Annotated in this window: 24 protein-coding genes and 2 pseudogenes; 10 read left to right on the top strand and 16 right to left on the bottom strand. The window is 66.5% G+C overall.

The features are described from left to right. The first annotated feature begins 172 nt into the window (after positions 1 to 172). From ABEA67_RS05920 to ABEA67_RS05960, 9 genes are all read left to right on the top strand, one after another. A complete protein-coding gene (locus tag ABEA67_RS05920) occupies positions 173 to 394 on the top strand; it encodes a hypothetical protein (protein ID WP_345462373.1) in 222 nt (73 codons plus the stop codon). Beyond that, complete coding sequence (locus tag ABEA67_RS05925; RefSeq protein WP_345462376.1) at positions 391 to 633, top strand: hypothetical protein; 243 nt, start codon at positions 391 to 393, stop codon at positions 631 to 633. The genes ABEA67_RS05920 and ABEA67_RS05925 overlap by 4 nt, the downstream gene beginning before the upstream one ends. Before the next feature lie 34 nt (positions 634 to 667). Then, complete coding sequence (locus ABEA67_RS05930; RefSeq protein ID WP_345462379.1) at positions 668 to 805, top strand: hypothetical protein; 138 nt, start codon at positions 668 to 670, stop codon at positions 803 to 805. Between the two features lie 30 nt (positions 806 to 835). Then, on the top strand, positions 836 to 1,156 hold the full coding sequence (locus ABEA67_RS05935; protein ID WP_345462381.1) for an ArsR/SmtB family transcription factor: 321 nt from the start codon (positions 836 to 838) through the stop codon (positions 1,154 to 1,156). A 4-nt stretch (positions 1,157 to 1,160) separates the two neighbouring features. Beyond that, positions 1,161 to 1,622 carry an arsenate reductase ArsC gene (locus ABEA67_RS05940; RefSeq protein ID WP_345462384.1) on the top strand — a complete coding sequence of 154 codons (462 nt, stop codon included), beginning with the start codon at positions 1,161 to 1,163 and terminating at the stop codon, positions 1,620 to 1,622. Position 1,623: 1 nt separating this feature from the next. Next, on the top strand, positions 1,624 to 2,325 hold the full coding sequence (locus tag ABEA67_RS05945; protein ID WP_345462387.1) for an MIP/aquaporin family protein: 702 nt from the start codon (positions 1,624 to 1,626) through the stop codon (positions 2,323 to 2,325). Between the two features lie 75 nt (positions 2,326 to 2,400). Beyond that, a complete protein-coding gene (locus tag ABEA67_RS05950; RefSeq protein ID WP_345462390.1) occupies positions 2,401 to 2,838 on the top strand; it encodes a MarR family winged helix-turn-helix transcriptional regulator in 438 nt (145 codons plus the stop codon). Beyond that, a complete protein-coding gene (gene arsN2, locus ABEA67_RS05955; protein WP_345462392.1) occupies positions 2,810 to 3,805 on the top strand; it encodes an arsenic resistance N-acetyltransferase ArsN2 in 996 nt (331 codons plus the stop codon). The genes ABEA67_RS05950 and arsN2 overlap by 29 nt, the downstream gene beginning before the upstream one ends. Then, positions 3,805 to 4,980: an MFS transporter gene (locus ABEA67_RS05960; RefSeq protein ID WP_345462395.1), complete on the top strand. Its 1,176-nt coding sequence runs from the start codon at positions 3,805 to 3,807 to the stop codon at positions 4,978 to 4,980. Before arsN2 ends, ABEA67_RS05960 begins: the two co-directional genes overlap by 1 nt. A gap of 306 nt (positions 4,981 to 5,286) precedes the next feature. On the opposite strand, the gene ABEA67_RS05965 is transcribed toward ABEA67_RS05960, so the two are convergent. The 10 genes and pseudogenes from ABEA67_RS05965 to ABEA67_RS06010 form a co-directional block, all read right to left on the bottom strand. Further along, complete coding sequence (locus tag ABEA67_RS05965) at positions 5,287 to 6,261, bottom strand: IS110 family RNA-guided transposase (protein ID WP_345462397.1); 975 nt, start codon at positions 6,259 to 6,261, stop codon at positions 5,287 to 5,289. A gap of 252 nt (positions 6,262 to 6,513) precedes the next feature. After that, a pseudogene (locus ABEA67_RS05970) lies at positions 6,514 to 7,830 on the bottom strand (Tn3 family transposase); the annotation flags it as partial. 1,271 nt (positions 7,831 to 9,101) lie between these two features. Then, positions 9,102 to 9,605, bottom strand: a pseudogene (locus tag ABEA67_RS19425) (DUF4158 domain-containing protein); the annotation flags it as partial. Positions 9,606 to 9,871: 266 nt separating this feature from the next. Then, positions 9,872 to 11,407 (bottom strand): mercuric reductase, encoded by a 1,536-nt coding sequence (locus tag ABEA67_RS05980; protein WP_345462402.1) that lies wholly within the window; start codon positions 11,405 to 11,407, stop codon positions 9,872 to 9,874. 113 nt (positions 11,408 to 11,520) lie between these two features. Then, a complete protein-coding gene (locus ABEA67_RS05985) occupies positions 11,521 to 11,796 on the bottom strand; it encodes a hypothetical protein (protein ID WP_345462404.1) in 276 nt (91 codons plus the stop codon). Then, positions 11,787 to 12,272, bottom strand: coding sequence for a putative iron-sulfur cluster-binding metallochaperone (locus ABEA67_RS05990; RefSeq protein ID WP_345462407.1), 486 nt, complete (start codon positions 12,270 to 12,272; stop codon positions 11,787 to 11,789). Before ABEA67_RS05990 ends, ABEA67_RS05985 begins: the two co-directional genes overlap by 10 nt. Positions 12,273 to 12,306: 34 nt before the next feature. Then, complete coding sequence (locus ABEA67_RS05995) at positions 12,307 to 12,726, bottom strand: MerR family DNA-binding protein (protein WP_345462409.1); 420 nt, start codon at positions 12,724 to 12,726, stop codon at positions 12,307 to 12,309. 285 nt (positions 12,727 to 13,011) lie between these two features. Then, positions 13,012 to 13,896 carry an integrase core domain-containing protein gene (locus ABEA67_RS06000; protein ID WP_345462412.1) on the bottom strand — a complete coding sequence of 295 codons (885 nt, stop codon included), beginning with the start codon at positions 13,894 to 13,896 and terminating at the stop codon, positions 13,012 to 13,014. A 728-nt stretch (positions 13,897 to 14,624) separates the two neighbouring features. After that, entirely contained in the window at positions 14,625 to 15,998 is a 1,374-nt protein-coding gene (locus ABEA67_RS06005; protein ID WP_345462414.1) for a replication initiator protein A, read from the bottom strand. Positions 15,999 to 16,114: 116 nt separating this feature from the next. Next, entirely contained in the window at positions 16,115 to 16,675 is a 561-nt protein-coding gene (locus ABEA67_RS06010; RefSeq protein ID WP_345462416.1) for a hypothetical protein, read from the bottom strand. An 819-nt stretch (positions 16,676 to 17,494) separates the two neighbouring features. Here ABEA67_RS06010 and ABEA67_RS06015 point away from each other — a divergent pair. Continuing rightward, positions 17,495 to 17,905 carry a hypothetical protein gene (locus tag ABEA67_RS06015; protein WP_345462419.1) on the top strand — a complete coding sequence of 137 codons (411 nt, stop codon included), beginning with the start codon at positions 17,495 to 17,497 and terminating at the stop codon, positions 17,903 to 17,905. An 11-nt stretch (positions 17,906 to 17,916) separates the two neighbouring features. Here the strand turns inward: ABEA67_RS06015 and ABEA67_RS06020 are convergent, their stop codons facing one another. From ABEA67_RS06020 to ABEA67_RS06045, 6 genes are all read right to left on the bottom strand, one after another. Then, a complete protein-coding gene (locus ABEA67_RS06020; RefSeq protein WP_345462421.1) occupies positions 17,917 to 19,257 on the bottom strand; it encodes a replication initiator protein A in 1,341 nt (446 codons plus the stop codon). A 498-nt stretch (positions 19,258 to 19,755) separates the two neighbouring features. Then, the gene (locus ABEA67_RS06025; protein WP_345462424.1) at positions 19,756 to 20,667 is read right to left on the bottom strand and encodes a ParB/RepB/Spo0J family partition protein; all 912 of its coding nucleotides are present in this window, start codon (positions 20,665 to 20,667) and stop codon (positions 19,756 to 19,758) included. Next, the gene (locus tag ABEA67_RS06030) at positions 20,664 to 21,665 is read right to left on the bottom strand and encodes an AAA family ATPase (protein WP_345462427.1); all 1,002 of its coding nucleotides are present in this window, start codon (positions 21,663 to 21,665) and stop codon (positions 20,664 to 20,666) included. The genes ABEA67_RS06025 and ABEA67_RS06030 overlap by 4 nt, the downstream gene beginning before the upstream one ends. Before the next feature lie 1,075 nt (positions 21,666 to 22,740). Beyond that, positions 22,741 to 23,439 (bottom strand): N-6 DNA methylase, encoded by a 699-nt coding sequence (locus ABEA67_RS06035; protein WP_345462430.1) that lies wholly within the window; start codon positions 23,437 to 23,439, stop codon positions 22,741 to 22,743. Continuing rightward, positions 23,436 to 23,624 (bottom strand): hypothetical protein, encoded by a 189-nt coding sequence (locus ABEA67_RS06040; RefSeq protein WP_345462433.1) that lies wholly within the window; start codon positions 23,622 to 23,624, stop codon positions 23,436 to 23,438. Before ABEA67_RS06040 ends, ABEA67_RS06035 begins: the two co-directional genes overlap by 4 nt. A 213-nt stretch (positions 23,625 to 23,837) precedes the next feature. After that, entirely contained in the window at positions 23,838 to 24,125 is a 288-nt protein-coding gene (locus tag ABEA67_RS06045; protein WP_345462436.1) for a hypothetical protein, read from the bottom strand. Positions 24,126 to 24,300: the final 175 nt, after the last annotated feature.

Genomic DNA, 24,300 nt, shown 5'->3' on the forward strand with positions numbered 1-24,300 from the left:
AGCGGAGCCCCGGGGGAGGTCGGACCTCCCCCGGGGCTCTGTCTTGGCAGCGTCTCCCAGGAAAAGCAACACCGCGACCCTGTGGCCCATAACGCCCGAGTCTGCCCTCCGTCTTGCCCTGGCGCGCGACCTGCTGGCGGAGTGTCCCCCACACCTGGGCCGGGAGGTGGCGGTGACCGGCTCCGTGTCCCGTGGAGTCGCCGACGCCTTTTCCGACCTGGAACTGAACTTCTGGGTGGAGGAGGTCCCGCTCCTGGGGGAGCTTCAAGCCTGGCTGTGCTCACGTGGTGTGGATGTGGAACCGCTGGTGGACCCCCTGGAGGACGGCTCGGTATGGCTGCGGGGCTGGCGGGACGGGATACCCATCGAGGCGGGCTGGCACCCCTGGGCGTGATCGAGGCCGACCTGTGCGGGATCCTCGCTGCTAACCCGGCCTTCCTGCCCCGGCTGGTGATGGCCTGGACGGTGCAGCACGCCGTGCCCCTCGTCTCCGGGGGGCGGTTGGAGCAGTGGCAGGCGGCACTCTCAGCCTACCCGGAGACGCTGCGGCACCATCTGGTGCGGACGGAACTGGGACGCTGGGCGACGCCGCACGGCTGGCCGTGCAGCCTGACCGGCCCGGCGAGCGCCTGACGGCGGTGGTGACGGCCCTGACCCCGAGGACGCCGTGCAGTCGTGCCTGGCCCTGGTTGAGGACGCGCTGGTGCTGTCCGCCCCCGAGTTCGAGGTGGAAAAAGCCCTGATCCGGGTGCGTGAGGCGCGTGATCCACGTGTGCTGATTCAGCGGCCCCGCCCCCCTTGCTGAAGCTCTCGTCCCACCCCCTACACTGGGGGCGTGACGACCGTGGCCGTGCCCAGTGTGCTCGACCAGCTCAAGGCTCTCTCCCACGAGATTCGCTTCGAGCTGGTCCGGCACCTCGCCGGGGGAGAGCGTTGCGTCTGCGACCTGGAAGCGTTGCTGGGGCTCCCCCAGTCCAAGGTGTCCTACCACCTGGGCATCCTCCGCGAGGCCGAACTGGTCACTGCCGAGCAGCGCGGCAAGAACACCTACTACACCCTGCGGCAGGATCAACTCTTTCAGTTGGGTGGAAACCTGCTTGGCGAGATTTTCACTAGGCCTCTCGCCTTGACGCATCAAACGAAATCCATATGCTGAGGGCATGACGCGCGTCCTGATCCTGTGCACCCACAACTCGGCTCGCTCCCAGATGGCGGAAGCTCTCACCCGCGAGGCGGCGCGGCGAGCGGACCTCGATCTGGAAGTCCACTCTGCCGGGACCGAGGCGACCTGCGTGAAGGACGACGCGAAGACGGTCATGGCGGAGATCGGCCTGAGCCTGGACGGGCACACCAGCAAGACGCTGTGGGACGTACCGGACCCGCAGAACTTCGACTACGTGATCACCGTCTGCGACTCGGCGGCGGAAGCGTGCCCCGCCTACCCGGGCCGGACCCACCGCCTGCACTACCCCTTCGTTGATCCCAGCGGCGGCAGCCTGGACCGCTGGCGCAGCGTGCGCGATCAACTCAAAGTCCAGTTCGATGACTTCGTGCAGGCCCTGAAGGACGGGCGGCCGGTGCCTCCCACCTACGAGAACAGTCCCGCCGTCCCCGTCGTCTGACGTGACGGTGCCCCTCACACGTGCCCTTCTCGCGGAGGCGCTGGGCACCTTCGCGCTGGTGTTCTTCGGCCCCGGCGCGGCGGTGGTGCAGGCACAGACGGGCGCCCTCGGGCACCTGGGTGTGGCCGCTGTCTTTGGGCTCACGGTCGCTGCCGTCATCGCCGCCCTCGCTCCCATCAGCGGGGCACACATCAACCCGGCGGCCACCTTCGCCCTGCTGCTGGCGGGCCGCTTCCCACCCGGGCGAGTTCTGCCCTACATCGCCGCTCAACTGCTCGGCGCTACGGTGGCCGCGTTCGTGCTGCTGGCCCTCTTCGGGCTGAAGGGGAACCTCGGCGTCACCCTGCCTGCTGGAAGTGTGGCCCAAGCGTTCGTCCTCGAAACGGTGCTGACCTACTTCCTGTTGCTGGTCGCGTTGCGCTCGGGTCTGCCCTGGGTGGTCGGCGGGGTGGTTGCGCTGGAAGCGGCGATGGGCGGCCCCATCACCGGGGCGAGCATGAACCCGGCCCGCTCCTTCGGCCCGGCGCTGGCGAGCGGCCTGTGGACCGCCCACTGGATCTACTGGTCGGCTCCCGTACTCGGCGCCGCCCTCGCTGTGGCCGCCAATCACGTGCTGAACCCACCTGAACCTCTGGAACCCCAACCTCACCGCGCACAGGAGTTCGTGCCGCAGGACGGCAATCTCAAGCCACCTCCCTCCTAATCGTTGTCCCCCTCAACTGTTGCCCTTGACAACAAAGGGCGGGAAGCAACCCAGACGGGCGCGCTCCTGCGAACGGTGACGCGGCAATTCACCGAATTGCAGCAGCGCAACTTCGCCTGCTGTGACGTGCAATCCGCCACCCAGTGCGTGATTCTCACCACCCTGGAGCGTGAGGGCGACCAGACCCTCCGGGCCTTGACCGGTACCCTCAACCTCGACAAGGCGTGGCTCAGCCGCAGCACCGACGACCTGGTGGAACAGGGCTTGCTGGTCAAGACACCGCACCCGGGGGACCGCCGCGCCCTGCTGTTGCGGCTGACCGACGCCGGGCATCAGGCCGCGCAGGACCTCGACGCCCAACTCAACGCTCAATCCGCCCGGGTGCTGGCCCGCCTGCCCGAAGAGGACCGGGCGGCGACGTTGAGGCTCCTCAACGGCCTGAGCGCCGCCCTTGGGGCCGAACTTGATGGAGAAGGGGGTGCGGATGCTGACCCGGAAGGCGGTTTCCGCTGACCTCCCCCGCATCGAGGCCCTGCTCATGGCCCTGAACCTGCCGGTGGCCGGAGTCGCCGAGTACCTGGAGGGGATGCGGGTGGCGGAGCAGGACGCTTCTCTCCTCGGGGTCGCCGGGCTGGAGACGCACGGCCGGGTGGGCCTGCTGCGCTCGGTAGCTGCCCTTCCGTCCGCCCGTCGGCAGGGCGTGGCCGCCCGGCTCGTCGGTGAAGTGCTCGATCAGGCCCGCCACCTGGACCTGGAGGAGGTCTACCTGCTGACCACCACTGCCGAAGGCTACTTCCCGCGCTTCGGCTTCGCGGCGGTGCCGCGTTCGGTGGCGCCACCCGCCCTGCTCGCCTCGCGCGAATTTCAGGATGCCTGCCCTCAGTCCGCCGCCCTCATGCACCTGCCCCTCCAGGAGAACGCCATGACCCAGACCATCCCCGGACTCTCCGATCACACCTCGACGCTCACGCTGCTGGGTACGCTGCGCGCAGGTCCCCACCTCCCCCTGGAGTTCCACCTGCACGGTGAGGTGTTGGTCGGTCCCGGCTACCACGTCACCGAGGTCAAGGCCGTGACCATTGAGTCGATGGACTGCGGCGGTAGGGCAGACGCCTGGCGCGAGACGGTCATCCAACTCAAGGACGGCAGCGCCCGTGAGGCGGGGGAAGGCTTCATGACCACCCGCAAGTTCCTGGGCATCTATGACAAGGTGGCCCGGAGCGTTCCCGTGCGTGGTGAGGCCGAGGTCCGCTTCGAGTACGGCAACAACGCCATGCCCGCCATGCAGTACCACGTCACGCACGTCGAGCCCCAGGAGGAGCGGGTAATCGTTCACCTGCGGACGCCCGGGGTGCAGTGCAAGGCGGCGGACGCCTGCGGGCAGCCCACCACAGCTCAGCCGGTGGAGGCGGCATCGGGCTGCGCGCCCGCGAGTGGGTGCTGTGGCCCGGCGACGACCGAGCTGATCTCCCTGGGTTGATGCCTCACCCTGCCCCCGGCCAGCGTTCCCTCGCCTGGACGCTGGCCGTCCTCACAACCGTCAGCTACGGCGCCCTGTACTACGCCCAACCTCTCCTCGCGGTCGCCACCGAACACGAACGAGGATGGTCGCGCACCCAGACGGGACTGGCCTTCACCCTCGCGCTGCTGGTGACGGCGCTGATCGCCCCGGTGGTGGGCCGTGCTCTCGACGCTCGCGGTGGGCGGGTGCTCATGGGAGGAGGCGCAGCCTTGGGCGGCCTCGCCTTCGTGCTGTTGGCCCTCACCTCCAGTTATCCGCTGTTCTTGAGCGGCTGGCTCCTCGCCGGGGTGGCGATGGCCCTGACCTTTTACGAGGCGGCCTTCACCGTCCTGGGGCAGCGGGTGAGTGGAGGGGCGCGCACCCGGGCCACCCTGGCGATCACCCTCGTCGCGGGGCTGGCAAGCACGATCTTCGTGCCCCTCACGACCGCGCTGTTGGGAGCGGGCGGCCTCTCGGGGACGCTGCTGGCCCTCGCGGCGATGCTCCTGAGCGTCGGTCTCCTGGCCTGGCGGGTGCTGCCTGAGTCGGGCGGGTCCACGCTGGGTGCTTCTCGTCCAGCCTTCACCCCGGACCCTGCCTTCGCGCGGCTGACCCTGGCCTTCACCCTCGCGCCAGTCGTGACGGTCGGGGTGGGCCTGCAACTCGCTCCACTGCTGCTCGCCGCCGGGTACGCCCCTGGAGTGGCGGCGGCGCTCACCGGCCTGCTGGGGCTGGCCGCCCTGCCAGGACGGGTGCTGTTCGTCCCGCTGCTGGCGAGGCTCGGGGCGTTCCCGCTGACCCTGTTGCTGTTCGCCGGGCTGGGCCTTGGGGCACTGCTGCTGCACGTTCCCACCTCACTTCCGCTGACGGGAATGGGCATCGTGGTATTCGGGCTGGCGAGCGGAGCCTTGACCCTGGCCCGCGCCGAACTGCTGGCAGGACAGTACCCGGGCACCTTCGGGGCGGCGAACGGGCGGATGGCGCGGCCCGTGAACTTCGCCCAGGCGTTCACGCCGCTCGGGGTGGGGTGGCTCTACACCGTCTCGGGGGGATACGGGGGGGCGTTGACCCTCCTTGTCGTGCTCGCGGGGCTGGCCGTCTGGCTCATGTGTGGTGTCGCCAGACGCCCTGTTCGAGGTGTGGCTGAGGTGTAGTGGTGGCCGCTCCTCCAACACGGGCCGCGTTGGGTGGGCCGACAGGATCAGAGCGCGAAGACCTGGGGCGACAGCAGCGGCTGCCCCGGCCTCCGCCCCTTGGCCGTACAAATTGGACCGCCCGCTGGGAGGGAGCCGTCGGGCTTAGCGTTGTGTCTTGGGCTGTGGGCCTGAGAATGGTCCTCAGTCAAGCCAGCCCAGACCAACAAGCCCGCGCTTAGCGTAGACCTCCGAGGTCGTTTAGTAGATATTGTCTTGGCAGGCCGCGGTCAAGCGGCCTGTTTTTTGGGACGCTCATACTCCGGGTCATAGGGACGTCCCGACTGCACCACGGCAAAGCCCACACAACAGCTTCCTGGCGAGCGCCGTGATCGCCACCTTGCCTGGCTTGCCCTGGTCGCGCAGCCGCTGGTAGAACGCTTTTTCCTTGCTCTTGGTGCGGGTAGCGGCCACCGCCGCCAGGTAAACAATGCGTCGCAGACGAGGGTTCCCGATCTTGGAAATCCGACCCCGCTTGTTCATCGCCCCCGATTGGTTGGGGGCGGGCGATACGCCCGCATACGCGGCCAACTGGCGATGGGTCTGGATCGTGCTGAACGCTGCCGTCTCGACCAGGACCGTCAATGACACTAAAAAACCGAAGCCTGGCAGGCTTTGCAGCAGTTCGACCTGTTGGCGCAGTTCGGGTTGTGTCTCAACCCGTGCACGCAGCTCGCGATCCAGGGACTCAACTTGCCCTATGAGGAACGCGATGAGCTCCTCGGTGAGCTTGACCACCAGCGGGTCGGCCTCCTGGCGCTGGTTCAGGGCGTGTCGTCGGTTCCTAGCCTGGGACAGTTCCTTGACGATGGCGTCCCGCTCGTGGACCAGCAGTTTCAAGGCTTCAAGTTCGGCGGCAGGCGGGGTCCAGGCTTTGGGCCGCATGATCGCCCCGTAGCGGGCGATGATGTCGGCGTCCATCTTGTCGGTCTTGCCCCGCCGCAGCGAGCTTTGGGCGAAGAACTTGATCTGGGCGGGGTTGACGACGCTGACCGTGCAGCTCAGCTCGTGCAGGAAGTAGGCCAACCGTTCCCAGTACACGCCGGTGGCTTCCATGACGGCGTGCAGTTCGGGGAGCGGCACACTGGTCTTGATCAGCCAGGTCCGCAGGGCCTGAAGGCCGCTGCGGTCGTAGATGAAAGCTTGAACAGTGCCGACGGGTTGTGGACTGGCATCGGTCCGCAAAACCAGGAGACGTGCGTAGACCTCGGATTTGCCGACGTCGAGACCCAGAACGTACATGACCACCTCCAGGGGGAAGAGTTGGACTGGTCAAGCACGCTTTCTCTGGGCAGGCCCTTGTGTACAGGCTCGAAGCCTCGGATATTGTTCTGTCTCGAAGAAAGCGCCCAGACCGGCCCTCTCTAGTAAGCGGTCTTGGGGGACCAATGCTAAGGGCGGGCTTGGTGGTCTGGGCTGGCTTGACTGAGGACCATTCTCAGGCCCGCAGTCCAAGACACAACGCTAAGGAAAAAAGAGCGTGCAGGACGCTCTTTACTGGCGTAGTGCCCGGTAGGCGCCCTCGCCGGGCACGGTCTCCGGCCGCCATACGTAGTCGCCCGTCAGCCCAATGTGCTCCCAGCTCAGGGGCGACACATGCGACAGCAGGGCTTCGGGAACCTGGAGGCCCTCAGCGCGCAGGGCCTCGACGGCGCGCCCCAGGTACACCGTGTTCCGCACGGCGATGGCAGTCGTGACCAAGTTCAGGCCGCTGGCGCGATTGCTCTGGGCCTCGAAGGACCGATCCCGAATCTCCCCACTCCGGTGAAAGGCCACCGCCCGTTTCAGGGCGTGCAGGGCCTCCCCCTTGTTGAGTCCCACCAACACCCGCCGCCGGAGGTCAGGGTCGCGCAGCCACTCCAGGGTGAACAGGGTGCGTTGGACCCTGCCGAGTTCACGGAGAGCCAGGGCGAGCCCGTTCTGGCGGGGGTACGAAGCCAGCTTGGACAGGATCAGCGAGGCGGTGACTGTCCCGGCCTGAACAGACACCGTGAGCCGCCGCAACTCATCCCAGTGCTTGCGGATCAGCCGCAGGTTGAGCCGCTGGGCCACCAGCGGCTCCAACAGACCGTAGGCTGAGGCGACCTCCGGCGTGTACAGCCGCGTCTCGCCCAGGCCCCGAATCCTGGGGGCGAAGCGGAACCCCAGCAGGTGGCACAGCGCGAAGACCTGCTCGGTGTAGCCCGCCGTATCGGTGTAGTGCTCTTTGATCTTCAGGTCGGACAGGTGGTACAGCAGTCCGTCGAGCACATGCAGCGCGTCCCGGACATTTGCAGTGATGACCTTGGTGTGGAACGGGGCGTACTGGTCACTGACATGGGTGTAGAACAGCACGCCCGGTTCCCGGCCGTACTTCGCGTTCAGGTGTCCAAAAGTCTTGCCCCGCCCACCTGTGGGAAAGCGTTGCCCGTCGGAACTGCTGGTCGTGCCGTCGCCCTACAGGGCGGCCAGGGGCAGCTTGGACTGGAAGTTGACGAGTTCGGCGAGCCCGGCAGCGTAGGAGTCGGGGCGGATGAACCAGTCCGCGAGGTACATCAGGCGCCGGGCCGTCACGCCCGGATCGGGCGAGGCCTCGGCCATCTTGGTCAAGCCCAGGTTGAGTCCATCGGCCAGGATCGCGGTCAGCAGGTGGTCGTGCCGCTCCGCGCCCTTGCCACTGTGCAGGTTCAGGAAGGCACCCGTGAAGTGGGTCCAGGCATTGACCTCCAGGAGCAGGTCGGTGATCTTCACGCGCGGGACCCGCGCGCTCAACCGGCGTTCCAGGGGTTCCACCTCATCGGGGACAGCCTTCAGCGTCTTCCCGACCTTCAGCTTGCGGCCCCGCACCGTGACGGACGACAACGCCCCCTGGACTAGTGGGTCACTTGCCACAGCTGTGCGGTTTCATGCCCCTGAATGATGAGAGCAAAGAAACCTGTTGCGCTCGTGCTTTCCCTCAATATCGGCCATTTCGGGAAACCCTTCAGGTGAGTTAACTGACCCACTAGCAGGCCCTCGACTTCAAGGAGCTGTCCTTGCAGCTTGGGCTCGATCTCCCTCCAGAATGCCTCGAAGGTCTCGGGCAGGGATGGCGATAGCTTGGGGAGTTGGCGCTGCCACACGCCCTGCGGCAAGAGGTAAGCGTCGAGGTCCTTATACTTGCGGCTCCCGGTGACCCACACGTCTCCGGCTCGCAACGCGAGCCGCAACTCGTCCAGCACACACAACTCGTAGGCCCGGCGGTCGATCTCACCATCCCGGAACACCTGCCCCGCCCACTTTTGTCGCACGAACCCGATGGGGACGTGTTCGGGCAGCGTCCGCTTGTTCGCGGCGTACATCTCGCGCAGGAGCCCCAGCGCCTCGACCAGAGGCGCGGCCGTCCCCTCGGCCTGGAAGGAGAGGGCCGCGAGCATTCGTGGCGCGTAGGACCGCACCTTGGCGTACCCCCTGAGGGCGTGGTGCAGGGGGTCGAGCTGTTCGGCGCGCACCACCTCCCGCTCCCGCACCGTCTCGACGAGCTGCTGCCAGTTCACGACCGCCTCGATGGCCTGGTAGGGGTCGGCACCCTGTTCCCGCGCGGCGATCACCGCCGCGCACACCGATTTGAACGTCCCGAACTGCTTGACGAGAGGTTGCCCTTGCTCTGCGAACGCCTCGGCGGCCTCCCGCTCGCCGTCTCGAAGTAGCCCCACCATCACCCGGTCGTGCATGTCGAGCACGGCGTCGGTCAGGGTCTCGGACAGGTCAAAAAGGTAGGCCATCAGGATCGCCCGCCGCCGCCCCGGCTCGAAATCGCCCAGGTGCGAGGCGCTCAGGCGCCTCGCTTCCCCGGCGAGGTGGTCCAGACGGCTCTGCGGCAGGAAGGCACGCAGGTTGCCCTGGACGGGAAAGGTCCGCACAAAGGCCAGCCGGTCGAGCAGGGCGAGGACATGCTTGGCCTTAGGGGCGCCGACCGGCCGACCCAGCCAGGCAAACCGAGAGATGGGCTCGTCGTCCTGCGGGGACAGCAGGGCGTCCACCTTCTCGGGCAACTCGCCCTTCAGCGGCAGATTGAGCAGCCCATAGGTGTGCTGGTCGGCCCGGACACGCGCCGCGTGGACGAGGCGTTCGAGGACGCTGAAGCGCGGCACCAGCACCTTCCGCCGTCGCAACTCGTCCATCAGAGCGCTCATCAGAGGAAAGGGCTGGTCGGTGACGACGGCCAGCGGCATCAGCCACTCCCGCAATTCGTCATTCAGACGGCGTGACAGCTCCACGTACCCGAGGCTCTGGCATAGCGACGCGAAGTGTTCGTGTCGGGTCGGGTCGCGGGTGGCGTACTGGCCGTAACACCCAGCGTCCACCCGCAGTTGTTCGGCGAGGTAAGCCAGGGCCTCTTCCGGCGGGGTCTCGTCAGAACGCAGGGGGCGGCCGAGATGGTGCAGCACCGTGAGCTGCACGGCGAAACCGAGCCTGTTGAAGTCTCGCCGCCGTTCCCGCACCAAGCGCAGGTCGTCCTCACCGAGCAGGTAGTACCGGGAGAGAAGGTGTTCGTCGAGTGGGGGAAAGCGTGTGAACTGCTCGCGCTGGGCCTGGGTCAGCAGGGATGCTGAGGAACGGACCAAAATGTTTCACTCCTTTGTGGCGCCGTTCCGCACGGCCGCCTCCTCCGCGGTCAAGGGCCCCGGCGCTCCTCGTGCGGCCGTCCCCTGAACTGCCCAGACGCTCAGCAAGGTCGGTCAGCGATCACCCGTCTTCGGCACAGAGGGTGTACAGCCAGCCCACGCCCCGCGGCGTGACGGCCAGCCCCGGATTCACGGGCCGTGCGCCCCTTCGCCGTGCCACAGGTCACCTTCAACCCACCGGCCTCCGCGCCGGTCCGTTGCCGACTTCACTCCAGCCCTTCCTCGTAATGCACGCCGCCCAGGGCGTTGTTCAGGCCTTCCGCCAGGGTCGGGTGAATGTGGATCATGTCCTGCAAGTCGGTGTACCGCGCCCCGAGCTGCATCGCCGTCACGAACTCGTGCACCAGTTCCGCTCCCTCGGCCATCAGCACCGCTGCCCCCAGGATGCGGTCGGTGCTCGCGTCCGCCACCACCTTGATCAGCCCCCGCGTCTCCCCATTCGCACGCGCCTTGGCGACCTTGCGCGCCTCGTACGTCCCGATCTTCAGCTTGAACCCCGCCGCCCGCGCCTCGCGTTCGGAGAGCCCCACCCGGCCCAGTTGCGGGTCCGTGAACACCCCCCACGGCACCACCCGGTCCTTGATACTGAGGTCCTGCCCCTTGACGACGTTCTGGTAGATGATCCGCGCGTCATCCCGCGCCGTGTGCGTGAACATCGGCCCGCCGCGCACGTCCCCCAGCGCCCAGATGCCGGGCGCAGTCGTCTCCAGGCAGTCGTTGATCCTGATGAAGCCGTGCCCGTCGAGACCCACGCCGGTGGCCTCCAGACCGAGCCCATCCGTGTTCGGCACGCGCCCCGCCGCGATCATCAGGTGGGTTCCGGGGTAGATACGGTCCTCGCCGTCCACGCTGGCCGTGACCCGCACCTGCCCCTCGCCGCCCTCCACGCGCCGCGCACGGGCCCTCGCGACGACCTCGATGCCCTCAGCCTCCAGCGCCTCCCTCAGCGCCGTCGTGATGTCTTCGTCCTCACTCGGCAGCAGATATGGCGCGCTTTGCAGCACCGTCACGTCACTGCCGAAGCGGCGGTACATCTGTGCGAACTCCACCCCGATGTGCCCGCCGCCCACGATGACCAGGTGCGGGGGAACGACGCGGAGTTCCATCGCCGTGGTGGAGTCGAGGAAGGGCACGCCCTCCAGCCCCTCGATCCCGGGCACCCGGTTGCGCGTTCCGACCGCGATGAAGACCCGCTCCGCGCTGATCTCCTCCCCGTTTACGACGAGCCGGCGCTCCCCGACGAACCGCGCGTTCCCACGAATCAGGGTGAGGTTCTTGTTCTGCGCGACGTTCCGCTCGGACCCGGCGCGGATGCTGCGAACCAGTTCGTCCTTGCGGTCCACCACCCGCCCGAGATGCACGCGCACCTCGCCGGTCTCCACGCCCCACTGTTCGCTCAGGTAAGCCTGGTGCGCGACCCGGGCGCTGGCGATCATCGTCTTGGTGGGAATGCAGCCCCGGTTCAGGCAGGTCCCGCCGAGTTCCGCCCGTTCGATCAAGGCCGTCTTGAAGCCCTTGTACACGAGGCGGTGCGCGAGGGGCACGCCAGCCATCCCACCACCCAGCACGATGGCGTCGTAGTGCGTGCCTATTCCCGTGCTCGGGGCCGTCCCTTGGGTCTCCTGCAAGGCGTCACTGGCAGGATCGCTGGGGCGGGCGATGGACTCGAACGTCGCCTGGTCACGGGTGTCCTCAATCTTGTTCACGTCCGGTTGAGTGCGGTCGTTCGTCTGGTCCGGCATGCTGACCTCCTGGGGAGGGGGAAGAGAGCGGCTGTGGCCCGTGTCCGGCGAGCTTTGGTGCTCAGGGGGGAAGAACCCATGCCACAGGCGCGGTCACGATGGGGAGCGGGCGCCTAGCAGCAGTTCTCGTGCCTCCCAGCCCCGGGAGTAGCGGCGCTGGCCTGGCGCCTCAGGAGGCGCTGGCCGAGCCACAGGGCGAACACGAAGTACCCGGTGGCGAGGGCCAGAACGAGCGGCATGCTCCGGCCCAGGAACCCCGCAAGGACATTGCCGCCCAGGCCACCGGCCACCAGGGCAAGGAGGACAGGCAGATGACAGGGACACAGCAGCAAGGCGCTGCCGAGCAGCAGGTACGCGCGTAAGTTGCCCACCGGCTTCCTCAGCAGCATCCGGCACGCCCTGTCTCAGCGGGAGTCTGGAGGGCGGCCAGGGTGCGGTTCACGTTCCCCAGGCAACAGCTTCCCTGGGGGTTGTTCACCTCGCACCCGCAGCGCCCGGCCTGGATGTGGGCCTGGATGACCTGGGGGATGGCCGCGGCCCCTCCCTCCCGGGTGGCTTGCTCCAGGTCAGCGCGAGTGTGGCCGAAGCAGTAACAGGCGGGTGCGCTGCCTCGCCCGTCCTTCTGGAAGACCGGCACCTTCACCTCCGCCTGCCGGTAGGTCCGGGAGGCGCTGAAGTACACTACGTCGCAGGCGGAATCAGGGCAGAAGCGGTGCGCCTCCCCCGGATCAAGGGTGGCGAGCGCGGCTGGGGTCAGCAGGGCCTTGAGGGTGACGAGTTGAACCGTCCTGCCCGTGCTGCCACAGGTGGGACAGGTAGTCACCGCAACCGGCGTGGTCGGAGCGCAGCAATCAGGGATGGTCATGCCCGGAAGCTAGAGTCTCCCGCTGGGGGGAGAGTCAAGCCCTGGGCGTGTCTTCCAGGTAGACACATCCTGCGGAATCGCAGGCCGGGTCGGGGTGTTCCTCTGCCCACGTTACCTTGGCCTGCAACTGCGCTTCGAGGGTCTGGAGGTGCGCGATCTGCGCCCGAACGGTCTTCAGGTGCGCGTCGAGGTCGGCCTTGACGTGCTCACAGGGTTTCCGGCCGTCCTGACGGGCCGCGAGAATGCGGCGGATCTCGTCGAGGGTGAACCCGGCGGCCTGCGCGGAGCGGATGAAGCGGACCTGCTCGGCAGCCTCAGGTGGGTAGTGCCGGTAGCCGCTGGGGCGGCGCTCCGCCGTTAGCAGGCCGAAGTCCGTCCAGTAGCGCAGCGCCTTGACGCCCTCGCCGGTGATGGTGGCGAGTTGACCGATGGGCATGTCAGGGAGGTCCGCCATGCCTTGATCCTGAATGATCCTTGGGCGGACATGGTGACCCGGTACGCCAAGTCGGCCAGGTTGCGGCGATACCGCTGAATGTATGGGGGCGTTCTCATCTTCGAGCGAGCACCCTTCGTCGCGTACGACGCCTTGCGCGTTCTCCCCGCAAGCACTTGAACCCCTTGGTCAGGCACCCGAACCACACCCGGGAAGTTCGCCAAATGCGCGTACTGCGAACTTTGTAGCGGAAAATCTCCCTATGAACCCTTCCAGGTAGGACCACAGGACGACGTGGAGTGCATCCTAGGCGGCGTTGTGGGGCGGGGGGACTCGAAACCCGAGCAGTTCCTCGACGGTCCAAGGATGATCGGTCAGGCCCGCCGCCATCCCTGGTGTGCGCTCGACCCAGCGTCCGTCCACCTGTACCCGCAGGGAGCGGTGGGGACGGATGAAGTTGTAGGCCGCGACGGTCAGGAAAAAATGCCGTTCCAACCGCTGCTCCAGGCTCCCGGCATGCCGGGAGCGACGTGTCAGAGCAGGGAGCCAGGTTCTCAAGGTCGCGTTCAAGCGCTCAACGAAGGCCGTGTTGACGGTGCCTCGCTTGCCCTGGGTCACCTCAATCAGGTGCAGGGCCTCGAACAGGTCACCAAACGCCAGACGGCGCTCAATCCGCTCCCCGTAGGTGCGTTTGACGACTTGGACGATGTGCAGCTCCGCCCACTCCACCAGCCGCGGGCGTCCACGACGCCCGGTGTGGACAGCAGCACGGAAGAAGCGCAGAATCTGCCCTTTCCAGGTGGCGAACCCATCGGTGGCCCACAGGATGGGTGACTGAAGACGTGCGGCACGGTGGACGTGCTGTACCACCTCGGCAATCATCTCGTCGGTCCGTCCCGAAGCGACTTTCCCCCAGATCAGTAGTCTGGAGGCCACACTCATCGCCGTCGCCAGCCACAACACGCCGCGTTGCGACCGGCACCAGATTTCATCGGCTTGAACTTGTCCCAGGTCGAGCTGTCCCTGACAGACCTGGTGTTCCTGAACACGCTGCGCGTGTTCACCCGCCTTGTCGATCCAGTCTGCGACGGTACGCTCATCGATCTTGAAGGCCATCACGATAGCCGGGACGGGGCACCCGAAGATCAGCAGCGTCAGAACCAGAATCACCACGTCAAGGTCGGTCTTCAACCCGTAAAGCGGCGTGCTGTGCGACGCTGTGAACGTTTTCCGGCACCCATGACAGCGGTAACGCTGCTGCGGCTTCGCGTGGACCCCCACTTTGGTGGGGGTCGGGCAATAGGGGCAGGGCGGCGTAGACTCAGAGGGCCGGACAGGGCTGGTTGGCTGCACACCTTCCAGATACCTGTCCGGCTCCCTTTTGCGCTACTCCACGCTGTCTTGTGGTCCTACCACCCATGTCGCTGAATGATGTTTTTTCTTTAGTAAAAGATTTTTTAAAAGATTGATGTCATCATCATAGCTCTGCCAGAAAACCCCGCTAACACGGTGTTTCTCCAATTATTTCCCGAAGTTATCCGATACTTTTCCCGAAGTTATCCGATACTTTTTCCCGAAGTTATCCGATAGTCTGTGCCCAGAATCCCCGAAGTTATCCGATACTTTTTCCCACGGTTATCCGGTATCCATCTGGCAGCAACTCCCGCAGTTATCCGATAGTCTGCGCCCAGAATCCCCAAAGTTATTCGATAGAAGAGGCGCAAGCCTCCCGAAGTTATCCGACACCCTCCGGCCAGGGTCCGGAATCTCGTGTCAGACAGCGAACTTACTGGAAATCCCCGAAGTTGTCCGATAGCACCGTGCCCAGAACCCCCGAAGTTATTCGAGTAGGGGGAAAGGGGGAGGGCGGCAGCAGGAGAGGGGAGGACCAGCGGCCTCTCCCCCGAGGACGGCCGATCCTACAGCAGCGCCCGGAGAGCCTCCAGCCCCTCTGCCGACATCAGCGCCCGGTTCACAGCCGCATCCATTTCCGCCGCAGTCACCTGGCCATCCAGCACTCGCGCCCGCATCTGATCCAGTTCTCGCAACGTCAGGCCCCGGCGCTCGAGCTGCCTGGCCTTGAAGGGGGACAGCACGAACTCCAGAGCCGCTTCCGGGGCCGCCGCCTCCAATACGCTGCGGCGTTCGGCCTCGAAGAGCTGGTGTTGCTCCGCTTCGACCCTGACCTGGGCCATCTGGGCCGCCTTGCGGGTACGCTGCGTTTCCTGTGCTCTCAAGGCCTCGATCCGGGCCTCCTCGACAATGGAGGCCGCTTCCTTCAGCAGCCGGGAGAGGTACCCCCCCTCGTTGTTGATCTTCTCCCCTGTTCGCCGGCGCTCCTCGAACTTCTCCACCACCAGGAGCACGTCGTCCCCCAGATTCCGGACATACTTCTCGGCCACGCCCCGGTGCACCCCGTAGCGCGTCAGCAGCGCCACGTGCGCCGGGTTGATCGGCGAACTGGCCTCGCCGTACGTGTAGTGCACCATGGTTTTGCTGCCGCGCCCGATGAAGTCCACCGCCCCCAGGTACCCGATGCCCAGCAGGGGCGCGTGCATGCTCTCCAGCGACTTGCGCACATGGTCCGTGCGGCGCCCCAGCAGCCCACAGTTCTCCGCAAGGGTCATCATCGGGACGGTCACCTGGTACGGTTTCGAGTCCCCGCGCCGCGCCGCCTCGTCCAGGTACACGTCCAGCAGGCGGTAGAGCGCACGTGAACCCACCGAAGGCAGGTGTTGGTAAACTGTAAGGTTGAGCGGCTTGATGTAGCCGGCGTTGATGCTCTTGGTGATCTCGTCGTTCAGACGGATACGCAGGGTCGAGCGGCGGTCAAGGCGGATGCGGCCCTGTTCGGGCTCGCCGTGGGTGCGGCTGAGGTTGTCGATGATGCGGAAGGACACGGTGGTGTAGCGTTTCTCCCGCACGTCGAACCACCCATCCGTGACGTTGTAGGTGGTGTTGAGCATCCGCTCGAGGCCCTGCGCCAGCGCCTGGTAGTACTGCCCGGTCGTATCCAGGCCGGCCAGCTTCAGCAGCGCGTATGCCGTGGTGGTGATCACCCCGTCCGCCGGGCAGCCCGCCTCGATATAGGTGTTGATCAGGGCCACCAGCAGATCGTTGTCGCTGCCGCGGGCAAGACCGATGCCCGGCACACCGACGCACACGATCTGGGCCGGTTGCCCGCTGGGGCGGAACACGGTCCGTTCGAGCCGGAGCATGTCCTCAGGCAGGCGTTCCTGACTTGGCACGAAAATCAGGGACGCGACGTTCTTCTCGTCGTGGCCCCTCAGCACGTCCCCTTCCCTCCCCTCAGCATGTGGGGAGTGTACGGAGGACGTGGTTTTGTCCGGGGCAGGCGTGGGGGCCGTGGGTGAGGGAGCCGCTCGACCTCGCCCCTTGATTCCCGCCATCAGAAGGGAAGCGGCTCGCTGCCGCCCGGCGGATCAAGCTCTGCCCGTAAGCCAGCGGGCGTCAGATGCACCGCCCCGGAGATGGTGAACACTGGCGGACGCCACTGGGGGTTGAGGCTGCTACTGGCGGCGATCTCCACCTCGGTGCGGGGTCCTGGTGCGTGGAGGCCCACCTGCATCTCACCCTGGAAGCGCAGGGCCTGCACGTATTCCCGGACCACGGCCCCCAGCAGGGCCGCGGTGCCGACGTCCACGCCGGTCACACGGGTGGTGTACCCCAGCGCGGCGAGGTTGCCGTGTTCAAAGTGCAGCCAGGCCCGTTCCACGTCTTCCGCACTGAGCATGGGGGCCAGGCGGTCGCGGAAGCTCGGTTCGCCGAGCAGTGCGGCCACCGCAAGGGTGCCGTGCAGCGTCACATGCAGGCGCACCTGGCGGTGTGGCGAGGCAGCCTCGACTGTCAGGCCCGCGATGACGGGCTTCAGGGGACTGTCCAGCAGCGGGGCCTTCATGGCTGCCACGGCGGTGTGGTAGGCAGCGAAGGGGTTGGGAGCGTCGGTCATCTGGATCTCCTGGGGCGTGAGGGCCGCGCGCTCATCATGCGTCCCCTTGAGGGCGTCCCTGTGAGCTGATGCTCCCCACCTGAGGAGGTCGGGGCAGCCCGGTGTGGTCGCTGAAGCGGGCCACGAGCAGCAGCAGGGACAGGGCATGTCCGGCGGTTCACGGAGCAGAGGGAAATCAACCACCACCATACCTCACCTTATAACGAGCCTCCGGGGATGAAGGGGGACCGCCGGGGGACCTCCCGGCCAGGGCTGAGGGATGACGGTATCTCCAATGGAACTGGTCGTGACACGCCAGTCAAGCCCATCCTTGAACCATGAAACGGCAAGCAGGCCGTTCCTGATCACGAGGCAGAGGATGGACGCGCGCAGTTCGGAGCGCAAGGTGGCCAACAGGAAGACGCGCCCGCCGAGGAACTGGGGAATGACCAGCCGCGCAGCGGCCAGATGGTTGGGCCGCGTCTCGTAGGGACCGAGAGGCACCAGGGGATTCATGCGCTCACCTCTGTGGTGAGCTGGGGACCACCGTGCCGGTCCAGCCAGCCTTTCAGGAAGGGCGATGATCGGGGGGAGTGGCAGCGCCGCTGGACGGGAACGGGTAGGCCACGCACGGCGAAGGAGCAGCAGGCCGTGGAAAATGGCCAAGCCGCCGTGACTGCCCTGGTGTGTATAGGGCAGTGATGACCTGGCGGCGATAGACCAGCGTCGACCTCGGTGTCGATCCCCCATCCAGCGTGATGTCGTCGGTGGTCGGCTGGGGGCAGGCTCCCGTGAGCGAACCCGCTTGACGCGCACGCCGCTGCGCGCCCAGCCTGGAGCATGACGGCCGTGCCCCACGCCCCACTTGCCCACCCGGCCAATCAGCAGACCTTCGAGACGTGCCTGACCCTCACCCTCCAGGTGGTGGCTGCGGTGGAGTTCGCCCCGGCCCTCAGCCAGGAGCGGCCCACCCGGGACATGCTGCTCGCGTTTGCCCAGGAGGTGGAACGCAATGCGCAGGCGATCGCCGCACTGGCCGGACACGGCGGGGCGGATGTGGGGGCGCTGGGGCAGGACTGGTACAGCAAGCTCACCACCGCCCGGGATGAACCGCTGCAGGTGGCCTACCACGCGCTTCACTCGGCGGCCTACCTGGGCCTGGAGCATGGCCTGACGACGGCGACCCTGCTTGCGGCGGTGGGGTGTGCCCTGCGGGTCCTGGCGCAGCGCGAGGGGCGGCTCAGCCACTAAGCGGCGGGGTGTCAGAGCGGGACGCCGAGCAGACGGGCGGCGAAGCGGAGCGCTTCGTCCTTCGGTTTTTCCCGCAGCGCGGTGGTCAACGCCGTCACGCCTTCGACCGACATCTGGGCCAGGGCGTCCTGGGCCAGTGGCGAGGGTGCACGGTTGAGTTTGACCCGGAACAGCATCCGGGCTGTTTCCCGGGGATCAGCGACCTGATCCTGGTCCGGCTGCGGTGATGCTGTCCGCCTGGCACGTTTCTTGGGCGGGGTTTCGGGTGCTGCGGAGAGTTGTGTGGCGTACTCCCACTTGGTGGGGTTCTTGATGGCATCGACGACTGCGGCGGACAGGGAGCGGGGTTTCCACCCGGACTCCACCCGGTGTTCGACGGCGCGGATGGCGGGGAGGACCCGTTCGGGATAATCGGCGGAGAGGGTCGCCGCGACGCCGGAGACGACGCCCCGCGCCTGGAGTTCACGGACCAGCTCGGGGTGGGCGATGGCCCGGAACCGGTACGTGAGGGCGCGTTTCGCGCCGCGCCCTTCGTCCTCTACGCTGTCCAGGTATCCTTCGTCGATCAGTCGCTCGTGGGAGGCTTCCAGGGAACGCAGCGCCGCGTCCGTTCGGCCGCTCAGGCCGCAGGCCACCATCCAGTCCCGCAGATTCACCCGCATCTCCTGGGCGAGGTGGTCGCCGCGGATGCGGTGCGCGGCGAGGCAGCGGTACAGCGCGCGGCTGGGGCTGCTGCCCAGCCGCGCCATCAAGTCGCCGTCGAGAATCTGGTAGAGGCCGTCACGGATCAGCGAGGCGAACGTCGTGGTGAACACCACGTCGATGAGAGAATCCGTGCTGACCTGCACGCCCACGGCGTCTTCCATGCCGACGTCGTCGTCCAGCCAGAGATCCGAGACCAGGCCGGTGGACGCGGTCCGGCTCTCCGGTTTCAGGCTCGCGCCCAACCAGCGCGCGGTCATCTCCCAGCGGACGGACGCCAACCGCAGCAGCCCTTCACGCAGCCGCACGTAATCCTTGCTGGAGCGGGACAGGCCGACCATGTTCAGGAGCGTGGTGGGCGGCACGCGAATGCGGTTGTTGTCGGGACAGCCGGCGCGGAAGAACAGGGTCTGCAGCGCGAGGAGGATGTCGCCGTCCAAGCCGTAAGGGCGGCCGCGATGCGCGTGTCCTGAAACGACGTACCGAACCCCGTTCGCTTCGAACTCCGCGATCCAGTCGTGTTCCTTCGGCGCAGACTGCGAAGCGCTGACAATCCCGGCGCGGGCCAGGTCAAGCTCGCTGATCCGCGTGTTGTCCATGCGTTTGATTGTAGTCATGGTCAAAAAAAGATCTTTGATCTTGATGATCAATCAAGCAAAGGAGTATGCAGCGGGTACGACGGTGGATGCGGCCGCGTATTCCACACTTTTCCCGCAGAAGTCACACGCTCTTCCCGCAAAATCACCACACTTTTCCCGCGCGAACGGCACAGTCCTCCCGTAGGAAAACCACAGTTTCCCCGCAGACTGGGGGTGCCGAAGACCAAGTTTTGGCCGTATGAGCTGGTCTTCGGGCGGGAAAAGTGTGGGCGTGCCGCGGGTAAAACGTGGGAAGGTTGCGGGGAAGGTGTGGCGAATGCTCGGAGAAAGTGTGGCATTGTTGCGGGAAAAGTGTGGTGATTCTTGGCCGGAGGGGACCTCCGGTACGGCTCCCGAGGATGAGTTGCTCCCGGTGGCGAAGGCTCAACGGTGAGGCGGAGCGCCTGACGGCGGGAGGTGCAGGCCATCTCCTTAGCGGTCCCCCAGCCAGGTGACCACCCGCCACACATTGATCGCCCCTGCCATCAACGCCCGCTCCAGATTGGCCTTCTACCCTTGCTGGCCTGACCCGAGGAGCGCACGCAGTTCCGCGATCAGTTTCTGGGCCCGGGCCGCTTCCTTGCCGGTCAACTGCTTGAGGCGGGGCAGGTCAGCGCGCAGGCCGTCCACAGAGGACAGCAGCGGATGAACCTTTTTCGGGGTGAGCGCCTGGACGGCCTTGCGCACGTCCTCCGCCTTCCACCCGCGCTGCACGGCCTCCGTGAGTAGCTCGCGCCGCTTGGCCTGGTCCTTGACGTTCAGCAGCTCGTACACGGCCTTCACGTCCAGTTGCTTCGCCTCGACGGCCGTCAGCTCCTCGGGCGTGAAGTTCAGGATCTTGCTGCGCTGCTGGGCCCAGACGCTGATGCCCGTGCCGTAGGTCGCCTGGAGCCACTCCCCCACGCCGTGCGTGTCCGGAATCTGCCCCTTGCGCACCTGGTTGAGGTACCGCACCAGTTCGTCCTGGTTCATCCCGGTGCGCCGCGTCAGCAGCTTGAAGCCGCTGAGGGTCTGATCGACGATGGATGGATTGGTCCGGTGGGCGTTCTCGATCAGGGCGAGTTCCTCGGCACGCTCGTCGTCGACCACCCCGAAGTTCAAGACCGGCAGGTGCGTGAGGTCGGCCAGCACGGCGGCCCGGTACCGCCGCTCGCCGGCGATCACGCTGTATTCGCCGTTCGACAGGCGCACCCACAGGGGCTGCAGGACGCCGTGCTCCCGGATCGACTTCACCAGTTCCTGGAGCGTTTCCGAGGTCAGCTCGTCCCCGCTGTACCGCCCGCGATGGTTGAAGCCCGGCAGGACATGCACGCTGGCGATGGGCGCATTGACCAGGACGGCCTGCTCCGTGATAGCGGCCAGCGCGTCCGCCGAGGGCACCAGGTGAGCGAACCCGGCACCCTTTTTGCCCTTCGCCGTCATGCGGGCACCTTCACGCCGAGAATCCCCAGCACGTTCAGGGTCATGGCACCGATATCCTCGCTGACCTTCGCCTTCGGCTTGTAGAGGACGGCCGGCAGGCGCTGCTGGGTGGCGCCGCCCATCGTCGCCAGGCTGTCGCGCACGTTGGACGTGATCGGCGCGAGCCTCGACAGGTCAGTGTGGAGGTGGTGCAGCAGCTCCTTGTGGTGGTCCACGTTCTCGCGGATACGGTTGGGGATGAACGCGCGCAGGGTCAGGTTCGGGGCGATGCCCTTGGCCACCTTCACCAGTTTCAGGAGCACGTCCAGGTTCTCCAGGCCCTTGATGCCCGAGACCGGCACGAGCAGGTGATCGGCGGCAGCCACGCTGGCGGTCAGGAAGTTGGTGCGCTGCGGCTTGGTGTCCAGAATGACGAAGTCGTACGGCTCTGGCATGCTGCTCAGGTAAGCGTCGAGCGCTTCACGCAGGTTGGCGGCGCGGGCGAAGTCGTTGTTCAACACGTTGTCGACGCTGTTCAGCGCGTCGTTGGCGGGCCACACGTCCACGCCATGCACCTGCATGGGCTCGGGCAGCGGCGGCGGTTCGTCACGCGAGAACACCCGGCCGACGGTCGCCTCCTCGGTGCGTGCCGGGGAGTCCGGGTCGTCGTGCAGGCCCAGCGCCTTGGTGAGGCTGGCCTGGGGGTCGAGGTCGAACAGCGCCACCTTGTAGCCGAGCAGGGCCAGGCTGTAGGCCAGTTCGCGGGCGACCGTGGACTTCCCCTCCCCTCCCGAGGCGTTGGCGATCACGAGGCGTTGGGTCGGCATGAATTCCTCCTTTGAGCGGCGCTGGTGGGCGCGGCGCATGATGAGTTCCCAGTAGTCGGTCATGGGAATCAGGGCGGCCATCGGCGCGGCGTGCCGTTCGATCACCACGCGCTGTCCTGCCTTCACCTGGTCGAGCGTGGCGTACAGGTTCGTGCGGAGGGTCGCCGACTTGCAGCTCGCATCGCTCTCCACTCGCCGAGCTTACGAAAAGTTGTACAACCTTGGCAAGTTGGACACTCTCGCGCCCCCTGGCTTTCCAGCCTCGCTTTGAGGTCTCTCCACGCGGAGGGAGACGCCACGGGGTACCTCCGGATCGGGAGAACATGCATGGCTGCCCGTGTCTGAGCACAGCCGCCAAGTGAAGGTCTTACCCCACCCCAGCGCCTCACGAAGAAGTGGATTGGCATCCTCCACATCCCCCTCTTTCAGGAGGGACCCAGGGATTGAGCGGAAGGTGCCGCTGGTCTGGACCGACGTGACCCGGACGCGCTCGGGGGCCGCCCCGGGGTAAAGCTGTCACAGGATAAGGCTGAGCAGACTTCCTTTCCTCAAGGGTTCGTGGAGCGTCTGGTATTCGCCCCCCAACGGGCTGATCCGTTGCTTTGAGGCAGCAGCGCGGGCGAGCAGGCACCGCATCTTGCGCTCCGGCTTGAGGAACGCCTGTCCGATAGCAACCCCGGGTACCGCCCGAGGACCCTGAGCAACAGGGAGGCCGCAGACATCGATCAACAGCTGCATAGCATCGTCAACCACCGTCTCGTCCAGCAAGTTCACGCGGACCTTTCGCCAGCAAACGGTTCAAGGACCGTCCGTCGGCCTTCCTCAGCACTTGGCAGCTTGTCCGAACCCTCTTCATTCAGAGGGACTCTCCCCTCCCCCGCGCCACTGGCACGAATTTATTCTAAGGCGGCTGCCATTCGCTGTTACGCAAATGGCATAACTCATCCTTCTCTTTCCTGATTGAACGTGAAGGACATCGGGTGTCCTCGGCATCCTCGTAAGGCTCTTTCTGACAGCCCCCCCTCTCCCCTCCCCCTCCGGGACTGTTCCGACGGTATCTCCGGTCGCTCGCCCCCAGTCCTGATTTCGCCTTCCACCAGCAGGAACGAGCGGTAAGGTTCCACCACGCAGAGCCTGCCCTTCTCAAACAGCAAGGGTAAAGGCTGGTTTGGTCCAGAGCCCACCAGCCTTCTCCTGGGAAGGGCACGACACCGCTGCTGTCACTTGGACCGGATCAGCCAGATTCGTATTGCTGCCGATCTGCTCCTCAGCCTGTCGTCTCGACAGGCAACGGCACGGTCAGCCGCAATATGCCCAGCACGTCGCTGCCTTGCAGCCGGTTGGTGTCCGGCTCGCCGCTGTAGGGGCACGCGAAGGGCCAGGCGGGCGTGGAGTACTCGCGGAAGACCTGCCCCGTGAGACTGTTGCCGTGCCGGACCACGGCCGGGATGCTCGCCAGCCCCAGGTTCACCAGCGCCATATCCACCGCGCAGGGGTTGAGGTCGGTGGCGACCACCTGCATGTGAAGGCGGCTCACCCCCAGGTCCTCCAGCGCATGGGCGGCAGCCAGGACCAGGGTTCCACTCCCGGCCGCCGGTTCCGCCACCTTCAGGGTGTCGCCGGGGACGGGCGGGTGCATGACCAGCTTCGTCATCAGCAGCGCCACCGAACTCGGGGTGTAGACCTCGCCCAGGTGCCGCTGCGCGTCCTTGCCCAGGCGACCCATGTAGGTCTCGCTGAACAGGTCCAGGAACGGATCTTCGAGCTTCAGGCGCAGCAGGTCCCCGAAGGCTTCGCACAGGCCGTTCAGTTCCTCCGAGGTGAACTTGCCCGCAGTGAGCCGGTACTCGTCCTCGCGCTGTCCTGAGCTGCACACGCAGGCGTCCAGGGTCACAAGGTCCCGGAACACGTCCGAGTGCCGCTGTTCGAGCTTGAGGGCGATCTTCAGCCAGCGTGGGTTCGTCAAGGTGGTGCCTCCTCGACCTCCCCTGGTGCCGCCTGCGGCGCGACTTCCGCGCCTACGCGGTGCCGAACGTCCGGCAAGGCCAGGAAGGCGTCAAGGGTGAAGGTCGCGCCGTCCTCGGAATACAGGGCGCTCCCGGCCGCGCACCGCTCCCCCAGAAAGGTCACCCACGCCTCGGGCGAGGACAACGGGACACCCTGTTCCGTGACCGCACTGAAACGGAACTCGAACTGGCCGACGATTCGCCGCCTGACTTCCAGTACCAGGCACGCTTCGGGGTAACGGGCGGCCCGCTGCCGCCGCCAAGCAGTTCATGGTGCTCTGCCGGATGCGCTCGGGGGAGCCGTCTTCGCGTGGCCGAATGGGCGTGATCAGAAAAACGGTTCGCATGGTGGTCTCTTTCAGAACGGGTCGTCGTCCCTTCCAGAAAAGGCAGGGGGGGACTTGGCGAGAATCCAGTCGCCGTGGCCGACCAGCTCCAGCAGCCGGTCAATCAGGTCGAAGGGCAGGGTGCCGTCACCGCGCTCCAGGTCCAGGGGATAGCCCAGCTTGTTGCGGACCAGGAGGCTCAGGCCGATGCGGTGCCCAGAGCCCGTCACCACAAGCTGGACGGCATACGCACCGGGGAAGCGTGCCCGGATCTCGTCGCTGAGTTGCTCGTAGGCCGCCTCGCACTGGTCCTTGTCCATGTGGGGCGGCGGAAGCAGGCGAACGGGGTACTCCCGGGCCGGGAGCTTTTTCCGCGCTCCTTCCGGGGGTGCCCACGGGGCACGGGGCAGGGGCGCTTCAGATGCCTCCTGGGGCACCTCCGGGGGTGAAGCAGGCTCAGGGGCAGAGGTCGAAGGAGTCCCCGCTGTGGGCGTC

Origin of the sequence: Deinococcus carri (assembly GCF_039545055.1) — a bacterium.
In the GTDB taxonomy this organism is placed as follows: Bacteria; Deinococcota; Deinococci; order Deinococcales; family Deinococcaceae; genus Deinococcus; species Deinococcus carri.

Bases quoted from the DNA above. Each gene is read 5' to 3' on its own strand.
- ABEA67_RS05940 (WP_345462384.1), top strand. From the start codon at position 1,161: ATGACGCGCGTCCTGATCCTGTGCACCCACAACTCGGCTCGCTCCCAG.
- arsN2 (WP_345462392.1), top strand. From the start codon at position 2,810: ATGCTGACCCGGAAGGCGGTTTCCGCTGACCTCCCCCGCATCGAGGCC.
- ABEA67_RS05960 (WP_345462395.1), top strand. From the start codon at position 3,805: ATGCCTCACCCTGCCCCCGGCCAGCGTTCCCTCGCCTGGACGCTGGCC.
- ABEA67_RS05965 (WP_345462397.1), bottom strand. From the start codon at position 6,261: ATGTACGTTCTGGGTCTCGACGTCGGCAAATCCGAGGTCTACGCACGT.
- ABEA67_RS05980 (WP_345462402.1), bottom strand. From the start codon at position 11,407: ATGCCGGACCAGACGAACGACCGCACTCAACCGGACGTGAACAAGATT.
- ABEA67_RS05985 (WP_345462404.1), bottom strand. From the start codon at position 11,796: ATGCTGCTGAGGAAGCCGGTGGGCAACTTACGCGCGTACCTGCTGCTC.
- ABEA67_RS05990 (WP_345462407.1), bottom strand. From the start codon at position 12,272: ATGACCATCCCTGATTGCTGCGCTCCGACCACGCCGGTTGCGGTGACT.
- ABEA67_RS05995 (WP_345462409.1), bottom strand. From the start codon at position 12,726: ATGGCGGACCTCCCTGACATGCCCATCGGTCAACTCGCCACCATCACC.
- ABEA67_RS06010 (WP_345462416.1), bottom strand. From the start codon at position 16,675: ATGACCGACGCTCCCAACCCCTTCGCTGCCTACCACACCGCCGTGGCA.
- ABEA67_RS06015 (WP_345462419.1), top strand. From the start codon at position 17,495: ATGACGGCCGTGCCCCACGCCCCACTTGCCCACCCGGCCAATCAGCAG.
- ABEA67_RS06025 (WP_345462424.1), bottom strand. From the start codon at position 20,667: ATGACGGCGAAGGGCAAAAAGGGTGCCGGGTTCGCTCACCTGGTGCCC.
- ABEA67_RS06045 (WP_345462436.1), bottom strand. From the start codon at position 24,125: ATGGACAAGGACCAGTGCGAGGCGGCCTACGAGCAACTCAGCGACGAG.